16 protein-coding genes and 1 pseudogene are annotated in these 25,063 nt (G+C 60.8%); 10 read left to right on the forward strand and 7 right to left on the reverse strand.

Annotated features, from left to right (window positions below; translation table 11 throughout):
* Positions 1-175 precede the first annotated feature (175 nt).
* On the forward strand, positions 176-1,240 hold the full coding sequence (locus LK10_RS17795) for a LacI family DNA-binding transcriptional regulator (RefSeq protein ID WP_043126658.1): 1,065 nt from the start codon (positions 176-178) through the stop codon (positions 1,238-1,240).
* A 158-nt stretch (positions 1,241-1,398) separates the two neighbouring features.
* Positions 1,399-2,061: a nuclease-related domain-containing protein gene (locus tag LK10_RS17800; protein ID WP_231567831.1), complete on the forward strand. Its 663-nt coding sequence runs from the start codon at positions 1,399-1,401 to the stop codon at positions 2,059-2,061.
* Between the two features lie 521 nt (positions 2,062-2,582).
* Here LK10_RS17800 and LK10_RS17805 read toward each other — a convergent pair.
* From LK10_RS17805 to LK10_RS17825, 6 genes are all read right to left on the reverse strand, one after another.
* Positions 2,583-2,951, reverse strand: a complete 369-nt coding sequence (locus tag LK10_RS17805; protein ID WP_043126661.1) for a hypothetical protein — start codon at positions 2,949-2,951, stop codon at positions 2,583-2,585.
* A 1-nt stretch (position 2,952) separates the two neighbouring features.
* The gene (locus LK10_RS22050; protein WP_156144245.1) at positions 2,953-3,159 is read right to left on the reverse strand and encodes a hypothetical protein; all 207 of its coding nucleotides are present in this window, start codon (positions 3,157-3,159) and stop codon (positions 2,953-2,955) included.
* An 889-nt stretch (positions 3,160-4,048) separates the two neighbouring features.
* Positions 4,049-4,636 (reverse strand): hypothetical protein, encoded by a 588-nt coding sequence (locus tag LK10_RS17810; protein WP_052207535.1) that lies wholly within the window; start codon positions 4,634-4,636, stop codon positions 4,049-4,051.
* Between the two features lie 92 nt (positions 4,637-4,728).
* On the reverse strand, positions 4,729-6,048 hold the full coding sequence (locus LK10_RS17815) for a hypothetical protein (protein ID WP_231567832.1): 1,320 nt from the start codon (positions 6,046-6,048) through the stop codon (positions 4,729-4,731).
* A gap of 261 nt (positions 6,049-6,309) precedes the next feature.
* Complete coding sequence (gene lanM, locus LK10_RS17820; RefSeq protein WP_081998657.1) at positions 6,310-9,549, reverse strand: type 2 lanthipeptide synthetase LanM; 3,240 nt, start codon at positions 9,547-9,549, stop codon at positions 6,310-6,312.
* A 72-nt stretch (positions 9,550-9,621) separates the two neighbouring features.
* Complete coding sequence (locus tag LK10_RS17825; RefSeq protein WP_043126667.1) at positions 9,622-9,831, reverse strand: hypothetical protein; 210 nt, start codon at positions 9,829-9,831, stop codon at positions 9,622-9,624.
* A gap of 335 nt (positions 9,832-10,166) precedes the next feature.
* On the opposite strand from LK10_RS17825, the gene LK10_RS17830 reads away from it, so the two are divergent.
* The 5 genes from LK10_RS17830 to LK10_RS17850 all read left to right on the forward strand — a co-directional run bounded on the left by LK10_RS17830 (position 10,167) and on the right by LK10_RS17850 (position 14,541).
* Positions 10,167-11,303: a DUF7134 domain-containing protein gene (locus LK10_RS17830; protein WP_081998658.1), complete on the forward strand. Its 1,137-nt coding sequence runs from the start codon at positions 10,167-10,169 to the stop codon at positions 11,301-11,303.
* Complete coding sequence (locus LK10_RS17835; protein ID WP_043126822.1) at positions 11,300-12,013, forward strand: response regulator; 714 nt, start codon at positions 11,300-11,302, stop codon at positions 12,011-12,013. The genes LK10_RS17830 and LK10_RS17835 overlap by 4 nt, the downstream gene beginning before the upstream one ends.
* Positions 12,014-12,122: 109 nt before the next feature.
* Positions 12,123-13,040 (forward strand): ABC transporter ATP-binding protein, encoded by a 918-nt coding sequence (locus LK10_RS17840; RefSeq protein ID WP_231567833.1) that lies wholly within the window; start codon positions 12,123-12,125, stop codon positions 13,038-13,040.
* Positions 13,037-13,789 (forward strand): ABC transporter permease, encoded by a 753-nt coding sequence (locus tag LK10_RS17845; RefSeq protein ID WP_043126671.1) that lies wholly within the window; start codon positions 13,037-13,039, stop codon positions 13,787-13,789. The genes LK10_RS17840 and LK10_RS17845 overlap by 4 nt, the downstream gene beginning before the upstream one ends.
* A gap of 5 nt (positions 13,790-13,794) precedes the next feature.
* On the forward strand, positions 13,795-14,541 hold the full coding sequence (locus tag LK10_RS17850) for an ABC transporter permease (RefSeq protein ID WP_043126674.1): 747 nt from the start codon (positions 13,795-13,797) through the stop codon (positions 14,539-14,541).
* Between the two features lie 245 nt (positions 14,542-14,786).
* On the opposite strand, the gene LK10_RS22055 is transcribed toward LK10_RS17850, so the two are convergent.
* Positions 14,787-14,933 carry a hypothetical protein gene (locus LK10_RS22055; RefSeq protein WP_156144246.1) on the reverse strand — a complete coding sequence of 49 codons (147 nt, stop codon included), beginning with the start codon at positions 14,931-14,933 and terminating at the stop codon, positions 14,787-14,789.
* A gap of 1,767 nt (positions 14,934-16,700) precedes the next feature.
* On the opposite strand from LK10_RS22055, the gene LK10_RS17860 reads away from it, so the two are divergent.
* The 3 genes and pseudogenes from LK10_RS17860 to LK10_RS22750 all read left to right on the forward strand — a co-directional run bounded on the left by LK10_RS17860 (position 16,701) and on the right by LK10_RS22750 (position 25,056).
* The gene (locus LK10_RS17860) at positions 16,701-18,323 is read left to right on the forward strand and encodes a hypothetical protein (RefSeq protein ID WP_156144247.1); all 1,623 of its coding nucleotides are present in this window, start codon (positions 16,701-16,703) and stop codon (positions 18,321-18,323) included.
* Between the two features lie 1,639 nt (positions 18,324-19,962).
* Positions 19,963-20,322, forward strand: a pseudogene (locus LK10_RS23090) (DEAD/DEAH box helicase); the annotation flags it as partial.
* 1,479 nt (positions 20,323-21,801) lie between these two features.
* A complete protein-coding gene (locus tag LK10_RS22750; RefSeq protein WP_231567834.1) occupies positions 21,802-25,056 on the forward strand; it encodes a DUF1998 domain-containing protein in 3,255 nt (1,084 codons plus the stop codon).
* Positions 25,057-25,063: the final 7 nt, after the last annotated feature.

Below are 25,063 nucleotides of genomic sequence, written 5' to 3' on the forward strand. Positions count from 1 at the left end.
TGGTCGTCGTTGAGTGCATGGAGCTGTCATGAGGAGTGGAGCTTGGCAAAGAAATTTGCGCAAACTTGTCGTTAGAGCCGTTCAACTTGCCGATCTTGACAGAGCAAATATTGCGGAAACAAGGGAACCGACCAACGAAACTTTTTCGAAATCGAAACTAGGGTATCCTCACCTCATGCCGTCTCCTGGACCTGTGCGCGCGAAGCAGCCGACGCTCTCGGACGTTGCCGCCGTAGCCGGCACAAGCGTGCCCACAGTCTCGAAGGTGCTCAGAGGCGGGACAGACGTTTCTCCTGCCACTCGGGAGCGGGTGATGGACGCTGTCCGCGAGGTGGGGTACGCCAAAGGGGGCTCGCGCCCACGCGCAAAGGTGTCCGTCTCGGAAACCCCGCCCCTCATACACCTGGTCGTCAATCACGTTGACGGAAGCTGGGCCAACCGCGTTCTCGTCGGCGTGGAGCAGGCAGCGACGGCAGCCAATGTCGACGTCGTCATCACCATTGCCCGGGGCGACGGGGAGTGGGTGTCGCGCCTCCTTCGCCGCCCGTCGCAAGGGGCCGTCGTCGTCCTCGTCGATCCCACCAGCGTTCAGCTCGCCGTACTCTCTGCCGCTCGAATCCCTGTCGTGCTCGTTACACCGATGAGTCGGCCCGCTGCGGCGGTCCCGAGCGTCGGGGTGACCAACTGGGAGGGCGGACGCTCGGCGGCCGAGCACCTGCTTGGTCTTGGCCACCGTCGGTTCGGTGTCATTGGCGGCGGGCGGGAGCACCTCTACAGCACCGCGCGCATCGACGGGTTTCGCTCGGCCCTCCGTGAGGCTGGGGTGGAAGACTGCGAGGTCGCGTACGCAGACTGGAGCAGGGAGCAAGCCGCCCAGCAGGCGGCGGCGATGCTGTCAGCAGATGACCGGCCCACTGCCGTTTTCGCGTGCTCAGATGTCATGGCCCTTGGTGTTGTAGATGCCGCCTCCGAAGCAGGCCTTGGCATCCCAACTGAATTGAGCGTCGTCGGGTTTGACGATGTGCCGGAGGCGGAGTGGGCGAGCCCGCCGTTGACGACGGTGCACCAGCCGATCGCAGAGATGGGTGCAGAGGCGGTCGGCCTGCTCTTTCGGTCCCGGGCGTGGCTAGGAAGGCCAGAATCCAAATCGGCTCCGCCCCGCGTCGACTTGTCGACAAATCTGGTGGTGAGGCGCTCCACCGGCCCCGCGTCGACCGACAGGATCGCTGCTTCCTCATGAAGAAGATGAAGCTCCGCTACGCCGGAACGTGTCGGATGTGCAGCCAGCCGCTTCCCGCCAAAACCGAAGCGATGTATGAGAGCGAGACAAAGACGGTCCTCTGCTTGAAGTGTGCCGACGAGACGGGGCTGGTGATTCCGCAGGACCTCGAACCACCGGTGGCCGAGGAGCCCGCATCCATTGCTTCCGGGGTTGCCGGGTCGTCGGCACGGCGTGAATACGAGCGCCGGAAGGCCAAAGACGAGGAGAGGCTGCGGGAGAAGTGGGGCCGACTGGGAGGCTTGGCCGTCGCGCTCTCCGATGAGCGGCAGAGCACCAAAGCCTGGGAGCGCGGTGCGGTCGGCGAAGAGCGCCTGGGCGCGAGGCTGGACTCCCTCGTCGGCGATGGAATTGCCGTGCTGCACGACCGGCGGATTCCCGGCTCGAAGGCCAACATTGACCACATCGCCATAACGCGCGCTGGCATCTGGGTGATCGATGCCAAGCGTTACCAGGGGCGGCCTGAGCTGAAGATCGAGGGCGGTTTCCTGCGGCCGCGCGTCGAGAAGCTTCTGGTGGGTCGCCGCGACTGCACGAAATTGGTCGACGGCGTGCTGAAGCAGGTCGAGGTGCTGCGGGACGTGATGCCGGATGTGCCCCTCACGGGGGCACTCTGCTTCGTCGAGGCCGACTGGCCGCTGATCGGCGGCTTCTTCGCGACCCGGGGAGTTCACGTGCTCTCGCCGAGGCGGTTGGCCAAACGGCTCGAGCAGGAGCAGACCGGCGAGATCGATGTCCCTGCGGTGCTCGAGGTGGTGGCTTCTCGGTTCAAGCCGGCCTAAGGCGCTAGCCGTCGGGGCGCGTGCGGCTCCAAGCCACCAGAATCACTCCTCAGGCACCCAAGGTCCTCAACCCTCCGGAAGCGCCGAGTCTCTCGCTTGCGGAAGCCCGCTTCTCGGCCCAAGCAGCAAGTTCTTTTGATCCCGGCCGTGCTGTTAGGTAGAAGAATCCTTGGGAACGAGGTTTGGTGTCTCCGCCCCACCCAACCAGACCGGCGCAGAATGAGAGGATGTCGCGGACCGCACGTACTTCGTGATCGAACATTCCGTTGTCGGCGCCTCGAGGGAAGAAGCCGGGAAGGATGTTGATGGCGGTTCCGGACGCGCAATTGCCGAACGGACCCGCGCCTCGAACAGTCGAATTGAAGCCGACGAGGGCGCACCTCGAGATCGGAGTTTTCTTCCGTGAAGCTCGTAGTGGCTCCATCGATGGGTAAAGGGACGGCGGCAGCGACGGGAGTCGTGATTCGGATCATCGTTCGGCGGGAAATGGATCGATTAGTGGAGACAACTAACTCTCCTGATCAGAAATTGGATTGAATAAAGAGGATGCTGGGCGCGGCCACTCCGATGGCTCCGAGGATCCAGACCAGCCATGGGGCGGGAGAGCGGCGGGCGAGGGATCGTATGATCAGGAACCATACGAGAAGCAGGACGAGGGGTGGGACAAATCCCAAGAGCGCGAGGGAAGTGGCCCCCTGCACCCCTTCCCAGTCTCTTCTGAAGGTTGTGTCGAGCTTGGCGAGCCCGAGGTGGACCAGCACCAACTGTGTGAAGACTAGGGTGGCCATTCCAGTGGGCACTATCTCGAGCACGCCGATCGCGACGGAGGCGCCTGCAGAAGCGAGCGCAGTCCAGAACGTCCGTGCGGCGTGGGAGCGTTCGTGCGACATCTCAGCGTTCCCGCAGCATACGGTGGTATTTCTCGAAGACCCGATAGACGCCAAGAAGCTCGTAGCCGTACTCTATGGCTGCGTTGCCGATGCCGTTGTACCGCTCGAGCGTGCGGCGGGTGACATCATCGTTGGCGTCCAATCCCGGTCGGCCGAGCCCCTGCCATTTTTGCAGTATGCAGAAGGACTCGTGGCACGGTCTCGACATTCTTGTCATCCTGATTGTGCAGAAGCTGCTAACCCCAGCGACCAGGTGGTACGGCCGTTCTCCTCAACCTTGGTATCGCGCTGGCGTTGTAGGAATTGATCCACCGCTGCGCGCGCAGCACCATCTCGTCGGTCATGGTTTTCCCTGTTGCCTCTTGCCTTGGTTGAGTTGCAAACGTAACTGTGGAGGGTGGACACGGAGGCGCCGCAGGCTCGGGAGGATCCGTGCGCGGGGTCTCGCTCAACCCGTGATGAGGAAAATCTAAGTGGCGCGGCGTGGACTCGGTGTCGACTTGGAGGAACTCGACCTGCACTGGCCCGAACGTCGAAGGAGGGCACACAGGCGGACTCGTAGGCGCAGACCTGTGGCTCAAGCAATGGATGCCCCTGATCCTCAACTCCCGGCCTAGCGGAAGGGGCAGATGCTCGTCGTTGTCACCTGTTCGAGATGTGGAGGGTGGAAAGCCTCGGAATCCGAGGAGGATTGTCTATGAGAGTCGTGGTCCTGCCGCGGGCGATCTTAAGTGGTCGTCGGCCCTCCTCCGGGCGGAATTCAGCTGTGCGCGATCCGCGACGTGACGCATCCCTTCACTGGGCCGGGCGGCTGGACGAAAGCAGTTCGAGGCGGCGCTCGCCGCGGCCGAGTAGCGCGCCTCGACGCCCATCGCGCTTCGTCGCACGACGGATTTGAGTCACCCCCAGCCTCCCTTTGACAGGATCACGGCCTCTGCCACTTTTGCCCCGCCATTTGAGCTTCGGTGCGGTTCAAGTTGCGGAGCCGGAGGAAGGCGACGACGGTGGACCCCAAGATCAGGGTGCCGGACCCACTGTCGGGCCAATCTCGCCAGCACCAAGACCAGCAACTGGCCGGAATGAGGCCGCCATGGATGCTAGCGGTGATCGAAATCGGTGGGCTCTTTCTGCGTAGGAAGCGCAGGGTCCGGCGAGTTTCTTGGCGAGATCTGCCGCTTGATCTGATCAAGCTCTTCTTTGAGCTCCTCAACGGTCGCACTGTACCTTGCAAAGTCTGCGCTTCTCCGCTTGGCAGCGGCGAAATTAATAATAGCTGCGAGAACGGCAATCGGGAAAGCGAGCAGCAAGGCCCAGCCCGAGGCCGCAAGGAAATCCATCGCCGTGGGAAGAGCTTGTTTGAAGGCCAAGAACTCGTTCACCCCGCCGACCAGATTGTTAAGAGCGGAGTCTAGGGGCTTCAGGTATTGACCTATGAGAGGCGTCCCGGAAAACGATGGGGCGCTCAGCGGCGGCTCGCTCCCTGATGTCCAGCGTGAGTCAGCGAAATGGTTCAGAACATAGACCCCGGCCCCCGCATTCAGGGCTGCGAAGAGCAGGACGGCGCCAAGCGCGGCCCAATGAAATTGGCGCGGGCGCCAAAGCCCGGCCGCCAGCGCGAAGGCGGCGGGAACTATCCAAGTGAAGATGTGGAGTTGATCGCGGCTGATTCCAGCTAGCAGATCCAAAGGAGTTCCCGCCCCTTCCTATTGGAGTGAATGAGGTTCGGGTATCGAGGACATTGTCAGAGCGCGACTACGAACTGCTAGGAAATGCTCTGTCAAACGGTCTTGGGGTCGCCGTGCTGTAGCTCGGCGGCGTCGTCGATATCGCTCGCTGCCGGCTCTCCGTTCTTGCCGCGCTTCTTCGACTTGAAGAGGCCCACAACACTTCCGCCAACCGCGTCTGCCGCACCTGCGATGGCACCGCCGACCCCCTTGACCTTCGTGAGGGCCTGCGGTTCATCGGGGACTCCGTCACCGTCGATGTCGACCCTCCGGAAGGGGCGCGTCACAGTATCGGCTGCGCTCGTGACACCTGTGCCGACTGCGAGGGCGCCCGTGGCGACGCCGCCGCTGACAGTGCTTGCGGTATCGGCGATCCAGTTTCCAGTGGCCTTCGCCGCATCCTCCAAGGCAGCAAGAGCCGGGTTCAGCTCAGCCTCGGTATCGTCGGCTCCTGGCTTTTCCTTCAGTGGAACGGCCAGATGCGGAGGGAACACTTCTGGGGCATCGGCAAACGCAGCCCGGGCGGACTCGATGACCTCTCGGCCGAACACGAACCGGGCGACTCCTCCGGCCAGAGCTCCGACCCCATATTCAATCGCGGTCTGTTGCTTCCCGCTTAGGTTCTCGCGCACCGTGTCCAACTGTCCTGTCTGGATGGTTCGCACAAGACTCTGCGCCGCCCCTCCGGGGAGCGTGTCTGCAAGTGTATTCGCCCAATGTGACCAGTCCGCGCGACCGGTCACAATGCTCTGGCCAACGCCGACTGCGCCTGCTGAAGACACGCTCGCGAGGTCCGTAGCCATAGTCGCGATCTGCTGCTGGCTGACGCGTTCGTTCGTTAGTCCATAGACCAGAGCGTGGGCCTGGTCCTGATCGAGGTCCATTCCATGAATATCGGCAATGGCTAGTCCGAAGATCGCGGTGATCTCGAACTGCAGTTGCTGGTCACCCGCAGGCAGGAGCCCAGCGATGCGCTGGGCACCAGTCTTGGCCGCTCCCAACGCCACTCCCTTGGCCGCAACCTTCACGGCCTTCTTTGCAGCTTCCTTGCCAGCCTTCTTCGCAGCTTGACGGCCTGCGCTCTTCACACCCGCCGCCGCTGCACCGACACCCGGGATCATTCCGATCGCGACATCAGCCGCGATCACACTGGCGCTGATGACGGCACCTGCGGCGCTGATGGCGGCACCATAATGGCGCTCCAGTATCTTGATGACCTCGGCTGGCGTAGCGTCGGGGTGCCCGCGCCGAACCCGCATGACGTATTTGCGAGCGACCGAGCGACGACCGCTGACGGCGTGCGCGATGTCCCGCGCTGCCTCCTCATCCACGAGCTCGGCCTCAAGGGTGATGCCTTCAACGTCGCTAATCATTTCTTCAGGCACGACGGCGTGATCCCCCCATGTGCTTAGGTGCGTCCCATCTGTTTGGACCCCTCGGATGGCTGATAGAGCCCGGCGCTCCCCAGCGTCGGGTCAGGGATTTCCAGCCAAATATGCAGATCCAATGCATTTTTATCACAGGGCGTGGCGGCGTGGTGGGCGAATCGGCGAACATGACCCCACGCAGCTTCCGTTCTTATAGATCGGCGACTTGTCGCCACCGGAGATCGTGGACGACTTTGGATGGGAGGGCTATGTCTTCGGGGGAGTCGCATGAGGCCGCGGGGCCAATTTAAGTGGCGGGACTGGGGAAATCAGTGGTTGCTTCGAGTGGGCATCCGTGTCTAGAGCCGCGCCGCTGACCACCGTCTTGGTATGCCCCTCCAGAAGGAGGACGTTCGGGATGCCGGGGTTCAGGGCATGGCATAGGCCATACAGTGAGCCGGCTGTCCCGAGCATGAGACCTCGGACGGTGGTGATTCCCTGCGGGAGCCCGCTGCGTGGCTGCGATCTTTGAATACGGCTGATCACCCGGTTCCGGAAATCGTCCAGGCAGATGTTGGATCCCGCATATTCTGCAACTGGTTGTGAGGCCATCAGATTGCCGAGGCTGCCGTGGCACAGGGAGTCGTCCGATGGAAGCTCATCTCGGCTCGCCTCCCGGGCGCCGATGACGGCCAGGCCTAAGAGTTCAGGTGCTCCGAGAAGCGGGGCTGCGGAGGCGCGAGCCATTGCGATACCCGCCGCGCCATGGCACCAATGGGCAGGGAACATCTCGCCCACCATGAGCGACTCGGGTCGCGCGTCAAGCCATCTTTGCTTGGACGGACGGAACATCGCGTCGTCGAATCGGAGGGCCTCCATAGCGGCGGATGCGATCCTGTCGTCGTCGAGGGCGGAGGCCGCCCGGGCTAAGGCCCAACCGATGCCGGTCGCCCCGTGGGAGAACCCTCCTAGCTGAGCTTTGGCCGCCCCGGTCCGCCATACACGACTGTCGTCGTCGAGGAGCACGCTGCGGCTGATCAGGTGGGCAGTGACGGCCTGGAGGGCACTGCGGCCTTGGGGAGTGTGGGCCTCGGGCATCGAAGCGATGACGGCGCATGCGCCAGCAGCCCCGGCCATGACGTCGAAGTAGGTGTCCTGATCGACGGCTTGTTCCACGCGGGTGATCGCTTTGAGGCGGAGCTCTTGGTAGCGGTTGCCGCTCAGGATCCCGTCATAGTGCGAGAGCGCGTAGAGGAGTCCTGCGGCGCCGCTGTACGCGCCGATGGGAAGCGTTAGCCGCTCCTTGGTCCAGTCGTCGAGGATCGAAGCAATGGCGTGAGCCGTCCGATGCGCGAGGTCGTCGAGGCCGAGATTTGGAAGGAGCCCGTGCGCGTGTGTCGCTGCAAAACTGATTCCCGCGAGTCCGTCATAGAGCGTCGGGCCAATCGGTCGGTACTCAAGTCCGCTGCTGTCATTGCCGCTGCAGACGCTTATCCATGTCGCGTCGTGGTCGCCGAGGATCGCGGACTCGAGTAGAACCCTGGCCTGCTCGCGGGCCAGGGCGGTGATCGCGGATCCTATCTTCTCTGGTGCAATATGAGCCTGACTATCCTCCCGTCTCATCTCAGATTCGCCGGCTCGTGGTGCGGCGGCGAGGATCGACTCGTCAATGAGGCGCAGCGACTCGCGCATTCGCTCTGGGTCAAGGGAGTTCAGCCGCTCGGCGGCATCTTGGAGCGTGGTCTTCTCGAAGTAGTCCGGGATCACTTCGCGTCCGCTGGCGAACAGGCCGCGCTGATCCATGCGGGCGGTGAAGAGCGGGACGTCAAGTTGCCACAGGGATTCTTCCTCTGCGCTGACCAGAGAACTCTCGCCAGGGTGCTCGTCGATGTGTGCCCAGAGGCTGCGCAGAAGGTGGTCGCGATCGATGCCGCTGCGGAGCCGGCTCGGCTGCCGCATCTCAACCAGTAACAGCGAATATGAACGTGTAGCGCGGATGATGTGCCGCAACTCCATCTCAGGCACGGACGCCAGAATCGACTGGATCTGGGGTATGGACGCCATCACTGAAAGGTGGGCCTGCCTGTAGCCCTCGCCGATTTCTGCGCGTTGCTCGCGCACGAGGTCGAGGGTCATTCCACCAGGTTGGTTCTTGGCGCGACCGACCGGCATCTCGACAGCAGCGATACGCATGCCGTCGGTGAAAGGGAAGACGACCTGGTGGACAGTCGCATACTGGGTGGTGCGCTGTAGCCCGCCCGTGGCCACGCTCACGTCGATGCTGGTGGCCTCTCCGGCTGTGAGCTGGACAGGGAGAATTCCTGCTCCAAGCACCGATGCATTCAAATGTTCGATCGCCCTCCGGGTTGCGACCACGTCGGCGCCAGCTCGGCTTCTGTTTTGGATCAGTGTCTCCATGTCGATCGGCACTGGCCCCGCGGCTGAAGCGATGACGTTCTCGAGGTGCAGGTCGGATGCTCCGAGGATATGGGCGATGGCAAGGAACGAACCCAGCCGACGCAGATACGTCTTCGGGTCTAGCTTCCCTGCGGCATCGTGGTCGATGAACTCCACCCAGCCGTATCCGTCGCGAGCCAGCGAGGACGGAGCATAAAGTCGAGCGAGCGAGGGGAGCGCTTCGTTAAGGACATCGACGAGCCGACGGTAAACGGTGAAGGGGCTGCAGTCGCGCGGCTTATAAACCAGTCGGTGGTGGTGCGCGAATCGGAGGACGGCCACGGACTGACCTGCATCGTGGCTATCGCCCGAGCCGAGCTCCACGGCCTGCAGAGAGGCGGCGCCGTGCGGTAGGAGACCATTGTCAGCCAATTCCTCCTCGTCGTCGATGAGCCGGTCGAGAACTCGCCCAACGTTCGTCCGCCAGTTTTTCAGATAGACGGTCAGGTCGCGGGCCAAGACGGGGTACTTCGTGTAGAAGCCGATGCGCTTGAGCGGCTCTGATAGGGCCGCATTGAGTCGGTCATACGAACCGGGGGACGACTCGTGCGCGAGCTCGGAGAGAATGCATCGCAGTGACATCGACGCAAGCCGCCCGGCCAACCCGTCGAGGAGGCTGGCGCGCGCGCTGTCGCTCAGCCAAGGCCAACCGTCGAGGTGTTTACCTTGGTTGCTGACCACATCGGCCAGCAAGCCAGGGAAAGGAAGTCCGCTTAGAAGGGTTCCTTCGACGACGAGTCCTCCGTTTCCGGGCGTGTACCCGCGGGCGGTGGGCCTCGGAGGCAGGAGCCAATGTTGGACGTCTACGATCCAGCCCAACGCTCCGTGCTGTGGAGTCCAAGGCACGCCTGCGAGGAGAGCTCCTAGGTCTTTTGCCCCCATTGAATGCTCATCCAAATAACGGCCGAACACTTCTGCCTGGAGCAAGGCCCGGTTCCTCCATGCATCTACCGCCGAGGGATCATGAGCAGAACCGAGATCGCCGTCGGGAACACGTTCCTGGAGAGAAGCTGCCTGGGCCAATGAGACGATCTCGTTCTGTGAGAACATCGGGGACCAGCCCTCCTTCTAGACACCGGCGGACGGCTCAGGCATCGAAACCTGAACCGTCCGCCGAGGGTGCTATCGGCACGCACAAATGAACGTGCCGCACTCGATGGTGAGCGTACAGATCCAGCCGCTGCTGGCCATGTATGGGCTCGCGATCCGTTCGAACTCCGAGTCGATCTGCGCCTGTAGCGACGGAGTGCTGCCGTCAGTGGCGCGGGCATCGGTGTCCCATTGCGGGCTGACGATTGCCCCGAGTTCCTGCTGTTCAAGGATGTTGGCCATGTTCTTTCCTCCTTTCTGAGAATCGTGGGCGGTCGCGCATCGTGTGGGGGCCCGGGAGAAGATTCGTCTCGGCGACGATTCGTGAGTGTTGGGGAAGTAACGCCGGTGAAAGTCCGCTTCTATCTGCTCGTTTTCCTCGATATGAGATCCTCGAGACGCTCTCAGCCTAGGAACGCGAGACGGCGCCCACATCATGCTTGATAGGGATCTTTGACGTGACCCTCCCCCCTTGATCGCGGCCTCCTCCACCACTCGTATTGCCACCTTGGGAGGAGGGCACTGAGCTGAAGCCTGTAGTTGCACGGAGCGGGATCCTCCGCCACTACGCTGAACCCATGTCACAGCCTGGGGGGACACGGCGACGCACTGATTCACGCGTCGCCGCCTGCAGCGTCCTCGCCTGTGCCGGGATGGGCTTGGTGGGCCAGCCCGATTGGATGTGGTCCGCTGCGATGGCGGCGTGCCTCATTCTGCGAAGATCCGCTCCTGGGGGGTTCGCGGTCCTTGTCACAGTGATTTCAGGCGCTCACTTCGTTGCTGATGCAGCGCTGCTAATGCCCGGCGACCTCGTCCTTCTGACGGCTGTCTACTCGGTTGCTGCGTATGCCTCGGAACCACTGCGCAACTTGGGCCTGTTTCTCGGCGGAGCCTTCGTGGCACTGCTCGCGTGCAGGGCTCTTGTCGGCGACAGCGCCCGCGACCTTCGCTCAATTGTGCTACCGGTGGCTCTTGTCTTGGTCAGCATCATCGCCGCGTGGGCCCTCGGCCATCTCGAACGGCGCAAGGCAGGCGCCTTTCGCGACCTTGAACAGCGGCAGATACTCGCCGAGCGCCATGCGGAGGCCAACGCCCGGCTTGCTGCCTACGAGGAGCGAGAACGTATTAGCGACGATATGCACGACGTCCTTGCCCACACGCTGACTGCCATAGTCGTGCAGGCCGAAAGCGGCGGCACTGTCGCCCAGAACCGGGAGACTACTGAGCTGTTCGCTAGCATCTCCACGACCAGCCGGGCGGCACTCCGAGAAGTCCGAAGCTTGCTCTCTCCCGACGCTGGGCCCAAAACCCGCCCGACCCCTGGCATCGAGGATCTCGAGGACCTCATCGAGGGCTTCGCCCTAACTGGACTGAAAATCGATCTGACTCAGACAGGGAAGGCTTCCTCTCTCACTCCTGGAATGGGCGTCGCCGTCTATCGGGTCGTTCAAGAGTCGCTGACGAACGCGCTGCGGCATGGAGCCGAGAGAACGGTACGCCTGGCGATGGTCTGGTCGATGGATGAACTTTCGGTCTCTAGCGCGAATCCCCTCGACGAGCCCGCGCGGCACCGTCCTGTGCAGGAGCATCGCGGCCTTGCAAGCATCCGCCGTCGTTGCGAGCTCTACGGAGGACGGGTGCTGATAGAAGCAGGCTACGACTTCACTGTGAATGCAGCGTGGCCGTTGAGGCCGAAGAGCAGCCGGACGGCATGATCAATCTGCCCCATCAGATCACCGTCCTCGTGGTGGACGATCAGTCTCTCGTCCGCGATGGGTTCACTCGGATCGTCAACTCGCAGCCGGACATGACCACGGTCGGAGTCGCCGCGGACGGCAAGGAGGCGATCGCACGGGCGCGTGAGCTGCATCCCGACGTCGTACTCATGGACATTCGCATGCCTGTGCTCGATGGGATCGAAGCAACACGGACCATCGTCTCAGAAGGGGCCAGCCGGGGCACCCGCGTACTCGGATTGACCACCTACGACGCCGACGCCTACGCCATCCGCATTGTCAAGGCCGGAGCGATCGGATTCATCCTGAAGGACAGCACAGCCGCCCAGCTGGTTGGCGCCATCCGCTCCGCACATTGCGGCACGTTCACCGCTGCAGTCAGCACCAGCCGTCGGCTAATCGCCAGACTTACTGAGCGCCCAGCCGCATCGGCGTCGAATCCTTCCGCCTTGAGCGGCCTGACGAAACGAGAGATGGCGGTTTTCGATCACCTTGTCTCAGGAGCATCCAACCTGGAGATCGCCCGCGAGTTCGGAGTCGCCGAGGTAACCATCAAGACTCACGTTGGACACATCCTGTCCAAGCTAGGTGCCCGGGACCGTGTCCAACTGGTGGTCTGGGCCCACCGGCAAGGACTGGCAGACAGGGGTCCCGACGGTGAGGTTGATGGGAGAACTCCAGACGTATGACGAGCGCGGGCCGCTACGCTGCCTCCTGCGAAGGTAGGAGCTGAAGTTCAGTCCTGAGCGCGATTCGCGCTTTGCGTCACGTGGGCATTATGAGAAGCATGTTGCCGCCGTGCGAAACGAGACTTCGATGAACAATGTCATCGCGACAATGGATCTGACGAAACGCTTCAAAGAGCACACCGTTGTCGATGGGCTGGACCTGCTCGTGCCGCAAGGAACGGTCTATGGCTTCCTCGGCCCAAATGGATCAGGGAAGTCGACGACCATGAAGATGCTCCTCGGCCTCACACGGCCGACAAAGGGCGAGATCGAGCTGTTCGGACGGCCTCTCACGCCTGTCTCGCGAGCGGAGATCCTGCCCTCCATCGGGTCGATGATAGAGGAGCCACCTGGCTATGGGCATCTCACCGGCGCAGAGAACATGCGCATCGTCGGGGACATGCTGGGCCTAGTCGACAGACAGATCGAACGGGCGCTGGCCACGGTCCGTCTGACCGAGCATAAGGACAAGCTCGTCCGGAACTACTCCCTAGGGATGAAGCAGCGTCTCGGCATTGCAATGGCCCTTGCCCGCGACCCCTCCCTGCTCGTGCTCGACGAGCCAACGAACGGCCTAGACCCTGCCGGTATCGAAGAGATCCGCACCCTGCTGATCGAGCTGGCAGGGCAGGGCATTACGGTGATGGTCTCCAGCCATCTGCTCGACGAGATCGACAAGATGGCCAGCGTCCTGGGCATCCTCGCGAACGGCAGGATGATCTTCCAGGGCACTCGAGAACGGCTGTTCAATCAATCGATTCCAGACCTGATCATCGAGACGTCCGCGCCCGATGTCGCGCTCGGACACGTGGAGGGTGCAACAGTAGTGCCCGAGGGGATCCGGCTCAGCGGCATTGAGAGAGACGCCGCCGCCCATTTAGTCAAGCGGCTTGCGACAGCAGATGTGCCCATTTACGGAGTCCGCCGCGCCCAGCAGAGCTTGGAAGACGTGTTCATGGACCTCACCGGACGAGGAGGTCTGCTGTGACGCGCGGGGTGCTTCTGGAATTCCGGAAGATGCACAGGCTTCGCACGCTCCCCCTCCTGATCGTGCTCGTCGTGGCGGTGGCTGCCCTCAGCTCGGCCTCGCTGTTCTCCCGTGGAGCGCATGCGACACTGAATGACTCTTCAGCCCGCCCCTGGGCCGCGCTGCTGCTCAGTTACACCATGATCGCGGCGATGACTTCTCCGATCCTCACTGCAGTCCTGGCCAGCAGGCAGACCGATATCGAGCATTCCGGTGCAGGCTGGACGCTCTCTGCTACGGCGGGACATTCGCCTAGTCGGCTCTGCTGGGCAAAACTCGCAGCACTCGCTTTGCTTCTCCTGCCCGCAACCGGTGTGCAGTCGCTGCTCGTTCTGGGCGCCGGCACGCTCGCAGGAATCACCGTCCGCGTCGACCCAGCTCCATGGGCTCTATACACCGCGCTGCTTTATCTGGTCAATGTTGCCTTCTGCGCGCTGTACATCTGGTTGGCGGCGCGCGTCGAGAACCAACTGATTAGCGTCGGCGTCGGCATGCTCGGCGCGTTCCTGGCTGTGTTCGCATTGCTCATACCGTCTGAGCTCAGCAGGCTCATCCCTTGGGGCTATTACGCGGTGATCTCGCATGCAGGCCAGAACGGTGGAGAGGTCACCTACGTGAGTCCTCCTTACGGCTGGATCCTTGGATTCTTCGTCCTTGTCGGGTCGGCCTTCACCTTGGCCACTCGCCACCTCGACCGCGCCGAGAGGTAACTCACGTGTTCCGAGCAGAATTCACTAAGCTCAAGCGCTCCAGCACTTGGATCATCGCCGTCGTCCTTCCATTGCTCGCCGTGGTGACGGGAACCATCAACCTTGCCAACAACACGGAAACCCTCGATGCGGGCTGGTCCTCGTTCACATCTCAAGTCGTCCTGTTCTACGGCCTGCTTTTTTACTCGATGGGCATAAGCCTGCTAGCGGCTGCCGTCTGGAGGATCGAACATCGCGGCACGAACTGGAATCTTCTGCTCACCAGCACTGAAAAGTCGATTCGGCTCGTGCTTGCCAAACTTGCCGCGATCCTCGTGCCTGTTGCTCTTATGCAGGTGGTACTCATCGTCGGAACGGCCGTCTCCGGGCTGTTCATGCTCCGGCTCGACGGCGGCTTCCCTTGGCAGTTCGCGCTGGTTAGCCTCATCGCGATCGTGGCTGCACTTCCTCTTATAGCGGTGCAGTCTCTGCTGTCCCTGCTGGCGAAGTCCTTCGCGGCGCCGGTCGCGCTTTGCCTGCTTGGCTGCGTCATCGGCGTCGCCTCAGTCACCTCCAGCGCACTCCGCCCGCTCGGCTACGTGCTTCCGCAGGCGATCAACACACGCGCGCTTAATCTCGGTTCCACCGCAATCGCCGAGTCTGGGAGACTAACCGTCGTCGATATCATTCCGATGATGTCGACCAGCCTCGGCATAGCCGCCGCGATTGTAGTTTTGACAGTTGGCGCGATCCGGGCGATCAAACTTCGCTGACGCCGAGGCTCGGCGGCGTTCGAGAGCCCGCAGGCGCCGGTCTGATCGCTTCGATCACCGATAAAAGGTGCAGCCGGACGAGCTATAGGCCAGAGTGCGGTCCCGCCAGTCGGCTCCACCTTTGGCCGCTCAGCTGACGCGATTGTCGTTGTCACAAGCTGCACTCCGAGACATCTCGCCCCTGTTCGTCCACAATTTCAGGCTGAGAGTGGAAGGAGATGATCTGCCTTGTTGAGCCTCCGCCCTCATCTCGGCGGGGAGCCTGAGTAGAACCGGCCAAACTTGTTCAAGAACAAGAACATGACGGCAAACCCCACGACGCTCAACAGAGGGCCAGCCCAGTACATCGCGTCCGAACCGCGCAGCAGGATCGCGATCGCGCCGCCCGTCATAGCGAGAGCACCTACGCCTGGCGCCGCCGTTGCGAAGGTGCTCTGTATTTTCCAGTGGATTTGCCCGTAATAGGCGGCTTGAAGAACAAGGAAGAGGATGGCCCCTGGCACGAACACCAAAGGCCATAAGCCCGGTGTCAGGGCGAGAACACTTAGCGATACTCCATAAACCAGGGAGATACCTAACCAATATGCTCGCGGTGACTTTCTCGGCTCCACGTCAGTCTCGTTCCTTCTTGATTAGCAGCTCATATTAAAGTCGATCACCATCCCGCCCAGTGCAAGTGCGAGAAAGCAGCCCACCGCAGTCCAAGGGCCGAAGAACTCCCAGACTTCACACTCCACGCTACTGTTGGCATATCACTCCCAGAGGCGGCCCACGTAGACGGGGACTGCGGTAGCCCGTGAGCATTCTCATCCACTTTGCGAACCCGACAGGATCGAGGGGTCCTTGCCTTGTCCAGTCTCGATATGGCTACTGCTCGTTGTTCAGGAGTGGGCTCAGCAATTGTCGCGCCAGAGGCAAGGTCTTGGCTCTTCGCCGAGGCTGCCGTAGCAGGAGTTAGCGACACTGCAAGAAGCGCTAACGCTGACAGTGAGCGACGACAAGGTAGGCCATTCCGACCGGGGCAGGGCCTCGGCGACGGCGACGGGCAGGTCACCGATCGTGGCGGGATGGTCCACGACCATCAGCGCGGGCCGTGGACGGTGAGGCCTTCGAGGATTGCCCTGAGCTTTGCCCGTCGTGGGGCAGGGCCCGGTCCAGAAAGCGGGGACTCGCTCTTCTAGCTCGGTTCGTGGTGCGGGTGAATCATTTCGCTATTTTGTCGGCCGCCACGTCGGCGGTATTGGTAGCGGTTCCTTTGGGCCGATCCCTACCGTCCACGCTATTCCAAATTGGTCACGCCGAATCTGGTTAGTTAGGTTGCCAAGCGGCTCTAAGAGACCGAGGGCCCAAGCTTCGCCAGTAGACCTGGGTTCTCCCTCAACGGCGTACGGAGGAAAGGCTACTCGGTACCCGGTAGGCCCAAAAACGCCGTTGGTGTGTTCAAACACGACGCACGCGCTGGAGGGCGAGTCGGCCCACACTTCGTGGACCAACACGTCATGACCCTCCCAGGTCGCGAGTGTTCGCAGTAGGGCTTTGATGACTGTCGATGCTTCGTCCATGGTCCTGGCTCCGCTGTTGTTCGTCCAAGAAAGGGGTGATGCTCGCATCTAAGGACCGGGGGATCAAAATGAGGAAGCTCAGGAGTGTTGTCGCGGTGATGATTGCCGCACTGATGACCGTCATTTCGGCTGGGGCCACCACCGGAGGCCAACCACCGCCAGGCCGCGCAGGTCCTGGCGACGGCAAACCACGCCATGCTCGGTCCAGTCCCCCTTCACACGGGTTTTGCACTCGGCAGCAGAGCGGGGATTCGGTTTCGACAAGCGTGGAACAAGCGGGCAACATTTGGCCGTGGAAGCCATGAGAAAGCTGATGGTGTCCCCGAACTGGTGGACGTAGGCCAACGGAAACTACGGTTGGGCCGTCGTACCCCGCAGGACCGCGATAAAGGCCCGGTTCGGCCGGGCATCCGGCAGCACCCTCTGCACCTCGGCGAGCGCCTCGAGCCCCGACAGTCCACGCACCTTCGCGCCGTACAGCCCCGCAACCCCGGCTTCGGGAGCCGCAGTTTTGTCGGCAGAAGGCTATATCTTGTCTCGCAGATGCTTCGTTTGAGGCGCTGGCCGAGAGCGGGCGTCGGATGGGGGGAAGACCCAATGTCGGGTGTTGTCGAATATGCAGATTGGAACCGCGCGATCGGTGAGGCGTTCTTCGGACCTCATGCAGAGGGCGAGCTCGTCTACCTTGATTCCGATGCTGATGCCTTCAGAGAAGCTTGCCGCCGAGTGGGCGTTGCCGAAGACGAGGCAGGCGATTCGCTGGGCTCAAGCGTCCGCTCCCTGCTGAATCTGAGGGGGTCGCACAGGGCAACCTTCGCCAACTTCGATCAGATGACTACCCAATGGGCCCGTCGTCGAAGGAAGGCTGTCCGCGAAGGCGAGAGGACTCCGTTGCCGCCCGTTATTGGGCTGCTCATGATCTTCTCGATGGCGGCGGAGCGAATGGGCGCTCGTGATCCCGGAACCGTTAAGACCGAGGCGGGCTATTACGCGCAACTGGAGAGGCTCCTCCGGATCCCGGTACCGGATTCAACGAGAATCAGGGCCAGCTTTCGTGCCACTTCCGAGACGTATTGGGAAGCGCTCAGCCTGTGGTTGGAGGATCTGGACGGAGCCTATGGTCTACCGAGCGCTCATGCCCTGACTCACCGATACGTGGGTCTGCCGATTTCGCAGGCCCTGATTCGCGACACCGAGCGTCGCCACATGCATTCGATGTTTGTCGATCAGGGTTTCGTTGTGGGCGTCCCGGTCTCCCATGAGGAGATGCGCGACGCAATCGAGAACTGGATTCATTCCCCTTCGGCCGCCCCCAATGCCGCCTTCCGAAAGATGTGGGCGTCGGAGGAGACGCGGCCGAAGATTGCGGACGCTGCCATAGCTGAGCTGCTTGCATGGGATGGTGGCGGCATCATTGCGGGTCGGGGTCCGGACGCTAAAACTGGCGCTGCCCAAGGACGTTGCTTCCTCACAGTGAGGGAACGCCGCAAGGCTCTAAAACGAAGTTATGCGCTCGGCCTCGCGGTTAAGCAGGTGAGAGGTGTGGCTGGCGACGCCAGGATCAAGCTTGCGGGAAATGAGACTGCAACCGTTGATGTTTCCCCCTTCTCTTCGGGCCTGGCTGACTTGAGGACTCCGGCAGAGATAGCGCCCGATAGTCTGCTTGAAGGCGAAGTGATCATCGAGTGGGCAGACGGATCTCGTGCTCAACGTTCTCCAAAGCGAGTCGTGGTCTTTGGCCAGGACGCGGCCACGGGCAGCTATATCGAGATTGACCGTATCGTTCCTTCACTGGGGAGCAGACTCCTCGTGAAGGACGAGGGGGACCTTGTAGCCGCAGCCGAGGCCATTCTCAAGGATGCTGCCGCTCCTGGATTCAAGCGAATCGATGGCCCGGGCTACGACTTGCCAGTTGGATGGGCCCTTTTCTCAGACGTTCAGTTGCTCCGAGCGCCTCGCAGCGACGAGATTCAGCGGCACCGGGATCTTTCTTGCCTTGAGCCGCGGATGAGTACGCAGCTTGCCATTCAAGGCGGTCTGAGGCTGCCGGGAAGGATTCCCAAGTGGGTGGCCGGGCGCGGGATGCACGTGGTGGTAACGGCAGAGGGTGAGACGCCAGTAGATCTCGTCGCATCTCTACGAATCCTGAGACGCTTCAGGCCGAGGAGCGCTGGCTGGCGCGTGAAGTTGTTCCCCCTGCGTCCGTGCCTTTACTTGTGAGTGAGGAGGGCGAAGATATCGTCCTGTCGCTACGTCGGGGCAACAGCGTGCTTCAGGAACTTAAGGTTCGTGTCCGATCATCTGATTCGCCCCGCGATGCGACCCTCCCCGATTTTGCTTCTCTTTGTCACGATGCTGAGGATCGTCTTTGGCCATTGACAGCTGTGCCGTTCGCAGCGGTACGAGACCTGATTGTTGATGGCATCGTGTGCTCTGGCGAAAGCTGCGAGGTCGGTGAAGTCTCGGTTCCCCGCGTTCCGGATTGGGTTGGCACCAGGGTGCCTATGGCTGAACAGAAGATGTTGCGGGTTCCAGCTATCGATTCAAACTCCTGCTTGATAACCGGCAAGCACAAAATGCAATTGCCGACTTTCGATAAGCGGCCGAGGCATCCATGGATGTATGGAACATGCAGCGAATGTCATATCAGCAAACGTTATCCGACTTGGCCGCGGAAGTCCAAGGAAGTTGAAAATAGGCAGAGCGTGCGGAAAGGTCAACTGCCGCCGACAACGGCACTGTCTTCATGGCCTGATTTGATCGAAGCTGTAACTTGTCTCGGCCGAGGGACATATAGCGATTTCCGCTTCCTCGCAAGGCAAGTGGAGGACTCTGCTTTTTTTGTTCGACATGCGCTTACTTCTCTGGACGGACTGTCCGTTATCGAAGTCGAACGTGATCGCGAGCTTCGACCAATCAGCTGGGAGACTGCGCCCACCTGTGCAGCCGAACTACCCGACGGAGGCTGGATTCTCACAGGTCACTGGTCTCGAGACCTGAGAGGGTCCGTGCTCGATGACGTTGAGGCAGCCGGAGGATGGGTTCGGGCTACGCCCTTAGGCTCCGCGTCCTTGGCAGTCGTTGGCGGAGTTTCCCCGATCGACGCGGGGGAGATATTCGAGGGGCATAACGTAGAGGTGGCACCGTCCGCAGGGCTCACGCTCGCTATGGTCCTGCCGCGGCTGTCCGAAGTACTCAAGGGAGTCGTGGCCGTGCCCATGCCGTCTGTCGCAGAAGCTCTCTTTTTCGATTTGGGAAGCGCTCAATGGCGTCCGATATCGCATACGACGTTACCGGGCGCGTATAAGATCTCAAATCGCTTTAAGGATACTTATCTATTTCGGAGTCGGGAGGACGCCTCCAATGGAACTGCCCGGCGGGTGCTTCCTGAACTCGCAAAGCATTTGGCTGCCATGAGTGCGGCTAGGCCAATAGTTCGTTACGATCCGGACAGTGAGTTGCTAAGAGTGCCAGCCGGGTGCGAACTCCCAGGGCTTTTCGCTCGGTCTGCAATTATGTGCAGCGGGGAACTGCCTCAGTTTGAGGCAAAGTCGGCATCGCTCGCATACCCGAATATATCAGCTGAAGTAGCAGGCTTGCTCATTGGAAAGGTCATGTCGTGAATAAACCCACGCCCCTAACGCTCGCGGCCGATCTGAAGGAAGCCCTCTTGCGGTACGTCAACTCCAACTACCGCCTACGTTCGCCCGGTCTCCGTGAAGAACGACTCGAACTATTGTCAGCAGATGGAAGAATCTTTGCGGAGCCCTTGGTCGAGCCCGTCCTGCCATATCCGTTGACAGATGATCTCGGAGAGGTCGCATCAGCGGCTGGCTATTCTGCCGAGACCGCGCGAGTGGTGGGCGATGCCCTATTCCGTCAGTTCGGAGCGGAGCGCCCAGGCATCCGGCGACATCAGGCTGAGGCAATAGGTTGGAACGCTGGCAGTGCGAGTCGACCTCCTAAGCATGTCGTGGTCACCTCGGGAACTGGCTCCGGTAAGACGGAAGCGTTCCTGCTGCCGATCCTTCTCCGTCTTGTAGAGGAGGCTCGGGGCTGGGAAAAGCAGCCTCTGCCCGTTCAGTGGTGGGAAGGTGCAGACGTTAAGACGTGGACTCCTCTAAGGAGCGGTGAAGGTCGACCAGCCGCTCTTCGAGCCCTCATCCTCTACCCCACCAATGCACTCGTCGAGGACCAGCTGTCTCGCCTGCGACAGGCCTTCCGCCGAATAGAGCAGTCGTTGCCACAAGCCCGCCTGTGGTTCGGGAGGTATACGAGCGCAACCATAGGCCGCAATCGGATCCCTTCGTCTGGAGATGCGTCGGTGAAGGCTGCTGCCACCGAGATACAATCCCTCGCTCACGAATTCCGACAGCTGGCCGACTCGGGCAAGGCTTCAGAAGCTGATCTCGCGCTGTTTGCCGACCCAACGAATCATGAAATGGTCTGTCGCTGGGACATTGTGCAATCACCGCCAGATATCCTCATTTCAAACTTTGCCATGTTGAACGCGGTGCTTATGCGCGAATTTGAGAATGACATCTTTGCGCGAACTCGGTCATGGCTGGATGAGTCAGCGGAGAATACTTTTACTCTCGTTGTTGACGAGCTTCATTCATACAGAGGTGCTGCAGGTAGCGAGACCGCTCTGTTGATCCGGAGATTACTAGATAGACTAGGCCTCGGTGAGGGCAGTCCTCAGCTAAGGATCATCGCCGCTAGCGCTTCTCTGAATGACTCGAAAGAGGGGCGCGAATATCTTGAGGAGTTTTTTTCGGTTCCTCGAGAGAGCTTTGGGATATCGGCAGGTCAACCACGTCAGATCCGCGCAGTCCTGCCACTGGACCGCCAACAGGTCGTCGATCCAGCTCCGCGGATCTCCATGTCCTCCAGTGAACTCTCGGAAGCTGTAGCAGCCGCTTGCTATCAGCCCGACGAAGGACGATATCGCGCACAGTACCTGACAGAGCTAGCGCGCAGATTGTTCGGGGAGCGAGACGAGGGTCTCCTGGGCCTGGACAGAGTCTTTTCAGCAATTGCTCGTGATGGCGTGAATGGTGGAATCCCTCTTCGTGGTCACATGTTCGCACGAGTCTTGCCTGGCCTGTGGGCCTGTTCAAACATTGACTGCTCCGGTGTATCTCCGGCACACCGCGATGAGCATCGAAACGTCGGACGTCTATTCGCTGTTCCTGCCTCTGTCTGCGAATCCTGCGGCGCACGAGTCTTAGAACTGATCTACTGCCAAGAATGTGGCGACGCCAGCCTTGGCGGCTACTTTCTCACTCAAGGATCCGACGGGATGGAGGTCTTGAGTTCGACCCCCGCTGGGGTTTCCGTCGACACCGCCAGTCTCGTCAGTAGCCGCCAGAGACGTGATTATCGTTGGGTCTGGCCATGTCGCACAGAGGAGGCTCCTCTCGGAAAGACGACGTGGAGCCACGGCGAGGTCGAAATGTCCTGGCAACCCGCGGTGCTGTCTTCTACGGGCCAGCTAGAAATTGCCGCCGCCGAGGGTTCCAACGCATGGGTCGTCCAAGCTGGATCCAAGGGAGTTCTGGCGCACGAGTTGCCGGCCCTGCCTGGGCGCTGCCCGAGATGCGGTCACTCCGGTCGGCAGCAGACGGCTTCATTCGTTGCGGGTCATATATCGTCGCCACTCCATGGCCACGCTACGTCGGCATCGCAAGCGGTCTCTGTGTATCTTCGCCAGCTCTCACGTTCATTGGGAGAAAAGCCGTCAGATTACAAGACAATTGTATTCACCGATAACAGAGACTCCGCAGCGCGGACGGCGGCGGCGTTGGCCGTACGTCAGTACCACGACATTCTGGTCCAGGTGTTGCGGCGAGGACTCGATGAGGGGGCTCAGTTTGACCTGATCTCCTTGCTCGAGATCTTCGTCAGCGACAAGGCTCAACTCAATGCGTCCCAGCTGGCGACGGTATCCGCTGCCCTCACTAAGGACCCGGCCCTTCTCTTAGCTGTGATGAAGCTCTCGCAGGGAATCGCCGACCCCGAAGACGAGGAATTGCTCGCATCGGTCCGGCATAGTGATCGTCAAGGCATCAATTGGAGCGATCTAAGAACTAATGCGGAACGGCAAATGGTCGAACTGGGCGTAAGTCCGGCCGGAGCCGGTTTCAGTTCCCTGATGAGTCTCGGAGCCGATTGGTATAAATACTACGATCCTCCTCAGCCCGGTATGTGGGTACAAGAAAGCCTGACAGAAATCAGTCTAGGACGGGACCTGATCCGAAGAAAATTGTCGGAAGAGATGTGCCGAACAATTTTCGATTCGGGACGAAGGGACGTCGAGTCGGCAGGACTTGCCAGAATCTTGACGCCAGTGCAGGAGCTGCACGGTGTGGCACTCGCGAACAACGTTGTCGCTGAGTGCATTGCAAGTTGCGTACGGATTCTTGGCCTCGATGCCTACTATGACCAGTCATTCAGATCCCAGCTCTCCAGTGGAGGTACGCCTTCCAGCATCAAACGATATCTGGAACGAGTGGCTAGGGTTCATGGTGTCGCAGCGGATCAGCTGGTGAATGCGGTTTATATCGCGCTTCGCGACAGTGGTCTGGTCGAGGAGTGGATTCTTCGAACAGATAAGTCGGATATTCCTTTGAAATTTGGTCCCTGCGACGATGATTTCTGGGAGTGTCAACAGTGCGGCTTTCGCCATGCTCACCCGTCTGCAGGGGTTTGCGCCAATAAGGGCTGCAGTTCAGTAATGCTCATGCGTCGACTTTGGCGGAATGTAGGCCCGGAGTACCAAGACTGGCTGTCAGATCAGTCAGTGCGACGTATTGCAGTTGCCGAATTGACAGCTCAGACGAAGCCTGCAGAGGAACAGAGGAAACGACAGCGGTGGTTCAGGGGCGTGAACCTGCCAGAACCCCAGGAGAACCCGCTTACTTGTGCGCTCGACGTCCTTAGCGTCACGACTACCATGGAAGTTGGAGTCGACATTGGCGCCCTGAACGCGACGTTGATGGCAAATATGCCGCCCCAGCGATTTAACTATCAGCAGAGAGTGGGTCGGGCGGGACGTGCCGGCCAGCCGTTCTCGTTTGCCATAACGGCATGTAGGCCGAGTGCCCATGACGAATATTACTTTATCAATGCGAGTCGCATGACGGGCGATCTTCCTCCGCAACCCTTCCTCGATATGAGACGTTTGCGCATTGTTCAAAGGGTCATCGCGGCGGAGGTCCTTCGGCGAGCCTTTCTGGAGATGCCTGGGCGTCCCGAGTGGTCGCCTGAGTCGCTTCACGGAAGCTTTGGCAGAAAAGGCGAGTGGCCAGCGCGTAGGTCGTACGTGGGAGACTGGCTCCGTGAATCGGGGCAGGTGCGGCAAGTGGTTGTACTGCTTGCGCAGAAGACCGGTCTGGGTAGGGACGAGGTGGATGAGCTAGAAAGTTGGGCTCGGAAGGACCTGATCGGGCAGATCGATGACGTCTTGAAAGTTCCGGAGCTCGGCGGTTACGAAGAGTTGAGCCTCTTACTAGCGTTGGCGGGGGTGCTGCCGATGTACGGCTTCCCCACTCGCGTCCGGAAACTTTTCTACAAGCAACCTGGGCGCGACCTGGAAGAAGCAGTTGTTTCAGACCGTCCATTGGCGCTGTCCCTTACTTCGTATTCTCCTGGCTCGTCGACGGTGAGAGATCGCGTCGTTCACACGGCTGCCGGATTCGCCCACTACACCCGCGAAAAGGGCCGATGGCTCGCGGCTGATCCGCTCGGCGCCAAGCATGCCGTTGCCCGTTGTCGGCAATGCGTAACAACCTTCGTAGATCAAAAGGTTTCCGGTGTCTGTTCCTCGTGTGGCGGTGCCATCGAGAGCTTTTCGATGTACGAGCCACTTGGCTTCAGAACCACCTACAAGGCCGCAGAGTTTCAGTTGGATGAGCCGCGCCCTGCTTCGAGAAGCCTGCCGACCTTTGCGGCCGCGCAGATGGAAACGTCGCTAATACAAATCGGAGCGGTAGATGTGCGCGTATTCGAAAGGGGCCGCGTACTCCAGTATAACGACAATAGGGGTCGTCTCTTCCGACTCCTGCGGCAGGATGATAAAACGGTGGTAGCGTCCGACTCGGCGCTCTATCCTAAAGGATGGAAGGCGATGCCTACGACTGGGCAGGACTTGGGGCCTTGTGCGATCGGAGAAGTCCACACTACCGACGCTTTGACCGTTGACATCGTCCGCGCTCCTACTGACTCCGGCCGGCTCTTCTTGAACGATGCGCAAATTCCAGCCGCCAGGGCCGCATATTGGTCTCTCGCCGAGGTCTTGCGGAAGGGAGCTCAGCATCTGTTAGATATTGATCCTAGCGAGTTGCAAGCAGGTCTTGAGTATTTCAGTTCAGGCTTGGATCCCGTTGCACGCGTGTTTCTAGCCGACGCTCTCGACAATGGCGCCGGTTATGCCGTTGAGATCGGGACAGAGCAGAATTTCTCACGTCTTCTTCACGAGACGAGGACGGAGCTGTCCAAGGCCTATGAGTCGATCGAGCATGTGAGCTGCGGTAGTTCCTGCCCTGATTGTCTCCGGGCCTGGGATAATCAGCGGCTGCACGGCGCACTGGACTGGCGTCTGGCCTTGGATATGCTTGACATCGCCTCCGGTCACCCGCTGAAGCTGGAGCGGTGGACAGTTCGGACCGGCGAACTTAATGCTGTTGTCGGTCACATCGGCGAAGGTCTCTTCATAGACGACTCTGGTCCAAATGGAATCCCGATAGTCGTCTTCGACGAAGGAGGCAGCGGTGCCGCTGTCGTGATCGGTCATCCTCTATGGAACCACGCCCCAGATCACTTCAACCCGGTTCAGCTGGAGACACTGGAGTACGTGCAGTCCCGTTACTCTCATCTCAAGGTTTTCATGAGTGACTATTACGAGTTTGATCGAAGGGCGATTTCCGTTTTGGATGCTGCGATCAATGGGTGAGTTCATG

The organism is Sinomonas humi (genome assembly GCF_000802235.1).
Classification (GTDB): Bacteria; Actinomycetota; Actinomycetes; order Actinomycetales; family Micrococcaceae; genus Sinomonas; species Sinomonas humi.

Bases quoted from the DNA above. Each gene is read 5' to 3' on its own strand.
- LK10_RS17830 (WP_081998658.1), top strand. From the start codon at position 10,167: ATGTCACAGCCTGGGGGGACACGGCGACGCACTGATTCACGCGTCGCC.
- LK10_RS17860 (WP_156144247.1), top strand. From the start codon at position 16,701: ATGTCGGGTGTTGTCGAATATGCAGATTGGAACCGCGCGATCGGTGAG.
- LK10_RS17805 (WP_043126661.1), bottom strand. From the start codon at position 2,951: ATGTCGCACGAACGCTCCCACGCCGCACGGACGTTCTGGACTGCGCTC.
- LK10_RS22055 (WP_156144246.1), bottom strand. From the start codon at position 14,933: ATGACGGGCGGCGCGATCGCGATCCTGCTGCGCGGTTCGGACGCGATG.
- LK10_RS17835 (WP_043126822.1), top strand. From the start codon at position 11,300: ATGATCAATCTGCCCCATCAGATCACCGTCCTCGTGGTGGACGATCAG.
- LK10_RS22050 (WP_156144245.1), bottom strand. From the start codon at position 3,159: ATGTCGAGACCGTGCCACGAGTCCTTCTGCATACTGCAAAAATGGCAG.
- LK10_RS17825 (WP_043126667.1), bottom strand. From the start codon at position 9,831: ATGGCCAACATCCTTGAACAGCAGGAACTCGGGGCAATCGTCAGCCCG.
- LK10_RS17795 (WP_043126658.1), top strand. From the start codon at position 176: ATGCCGTCTCCTGGACCTGTGCGCGCGAAGCAGCCGACGCTCTCGGAC.
- lanM (WP_081998657.1), bottom strand. From the start codon at position 9,549: ATGTTCTCACAGAACGAGATCGTCTCATTGGCCCAGGCAGCTTCTCTC.
- LK10_RS17815 (WP_231567832.1), bottom strand. From the start codon at position 6,048: ATGATTAGCGACGTTGAAGGCATCACCCTTGAGGCCGAGCTCGTGGAT.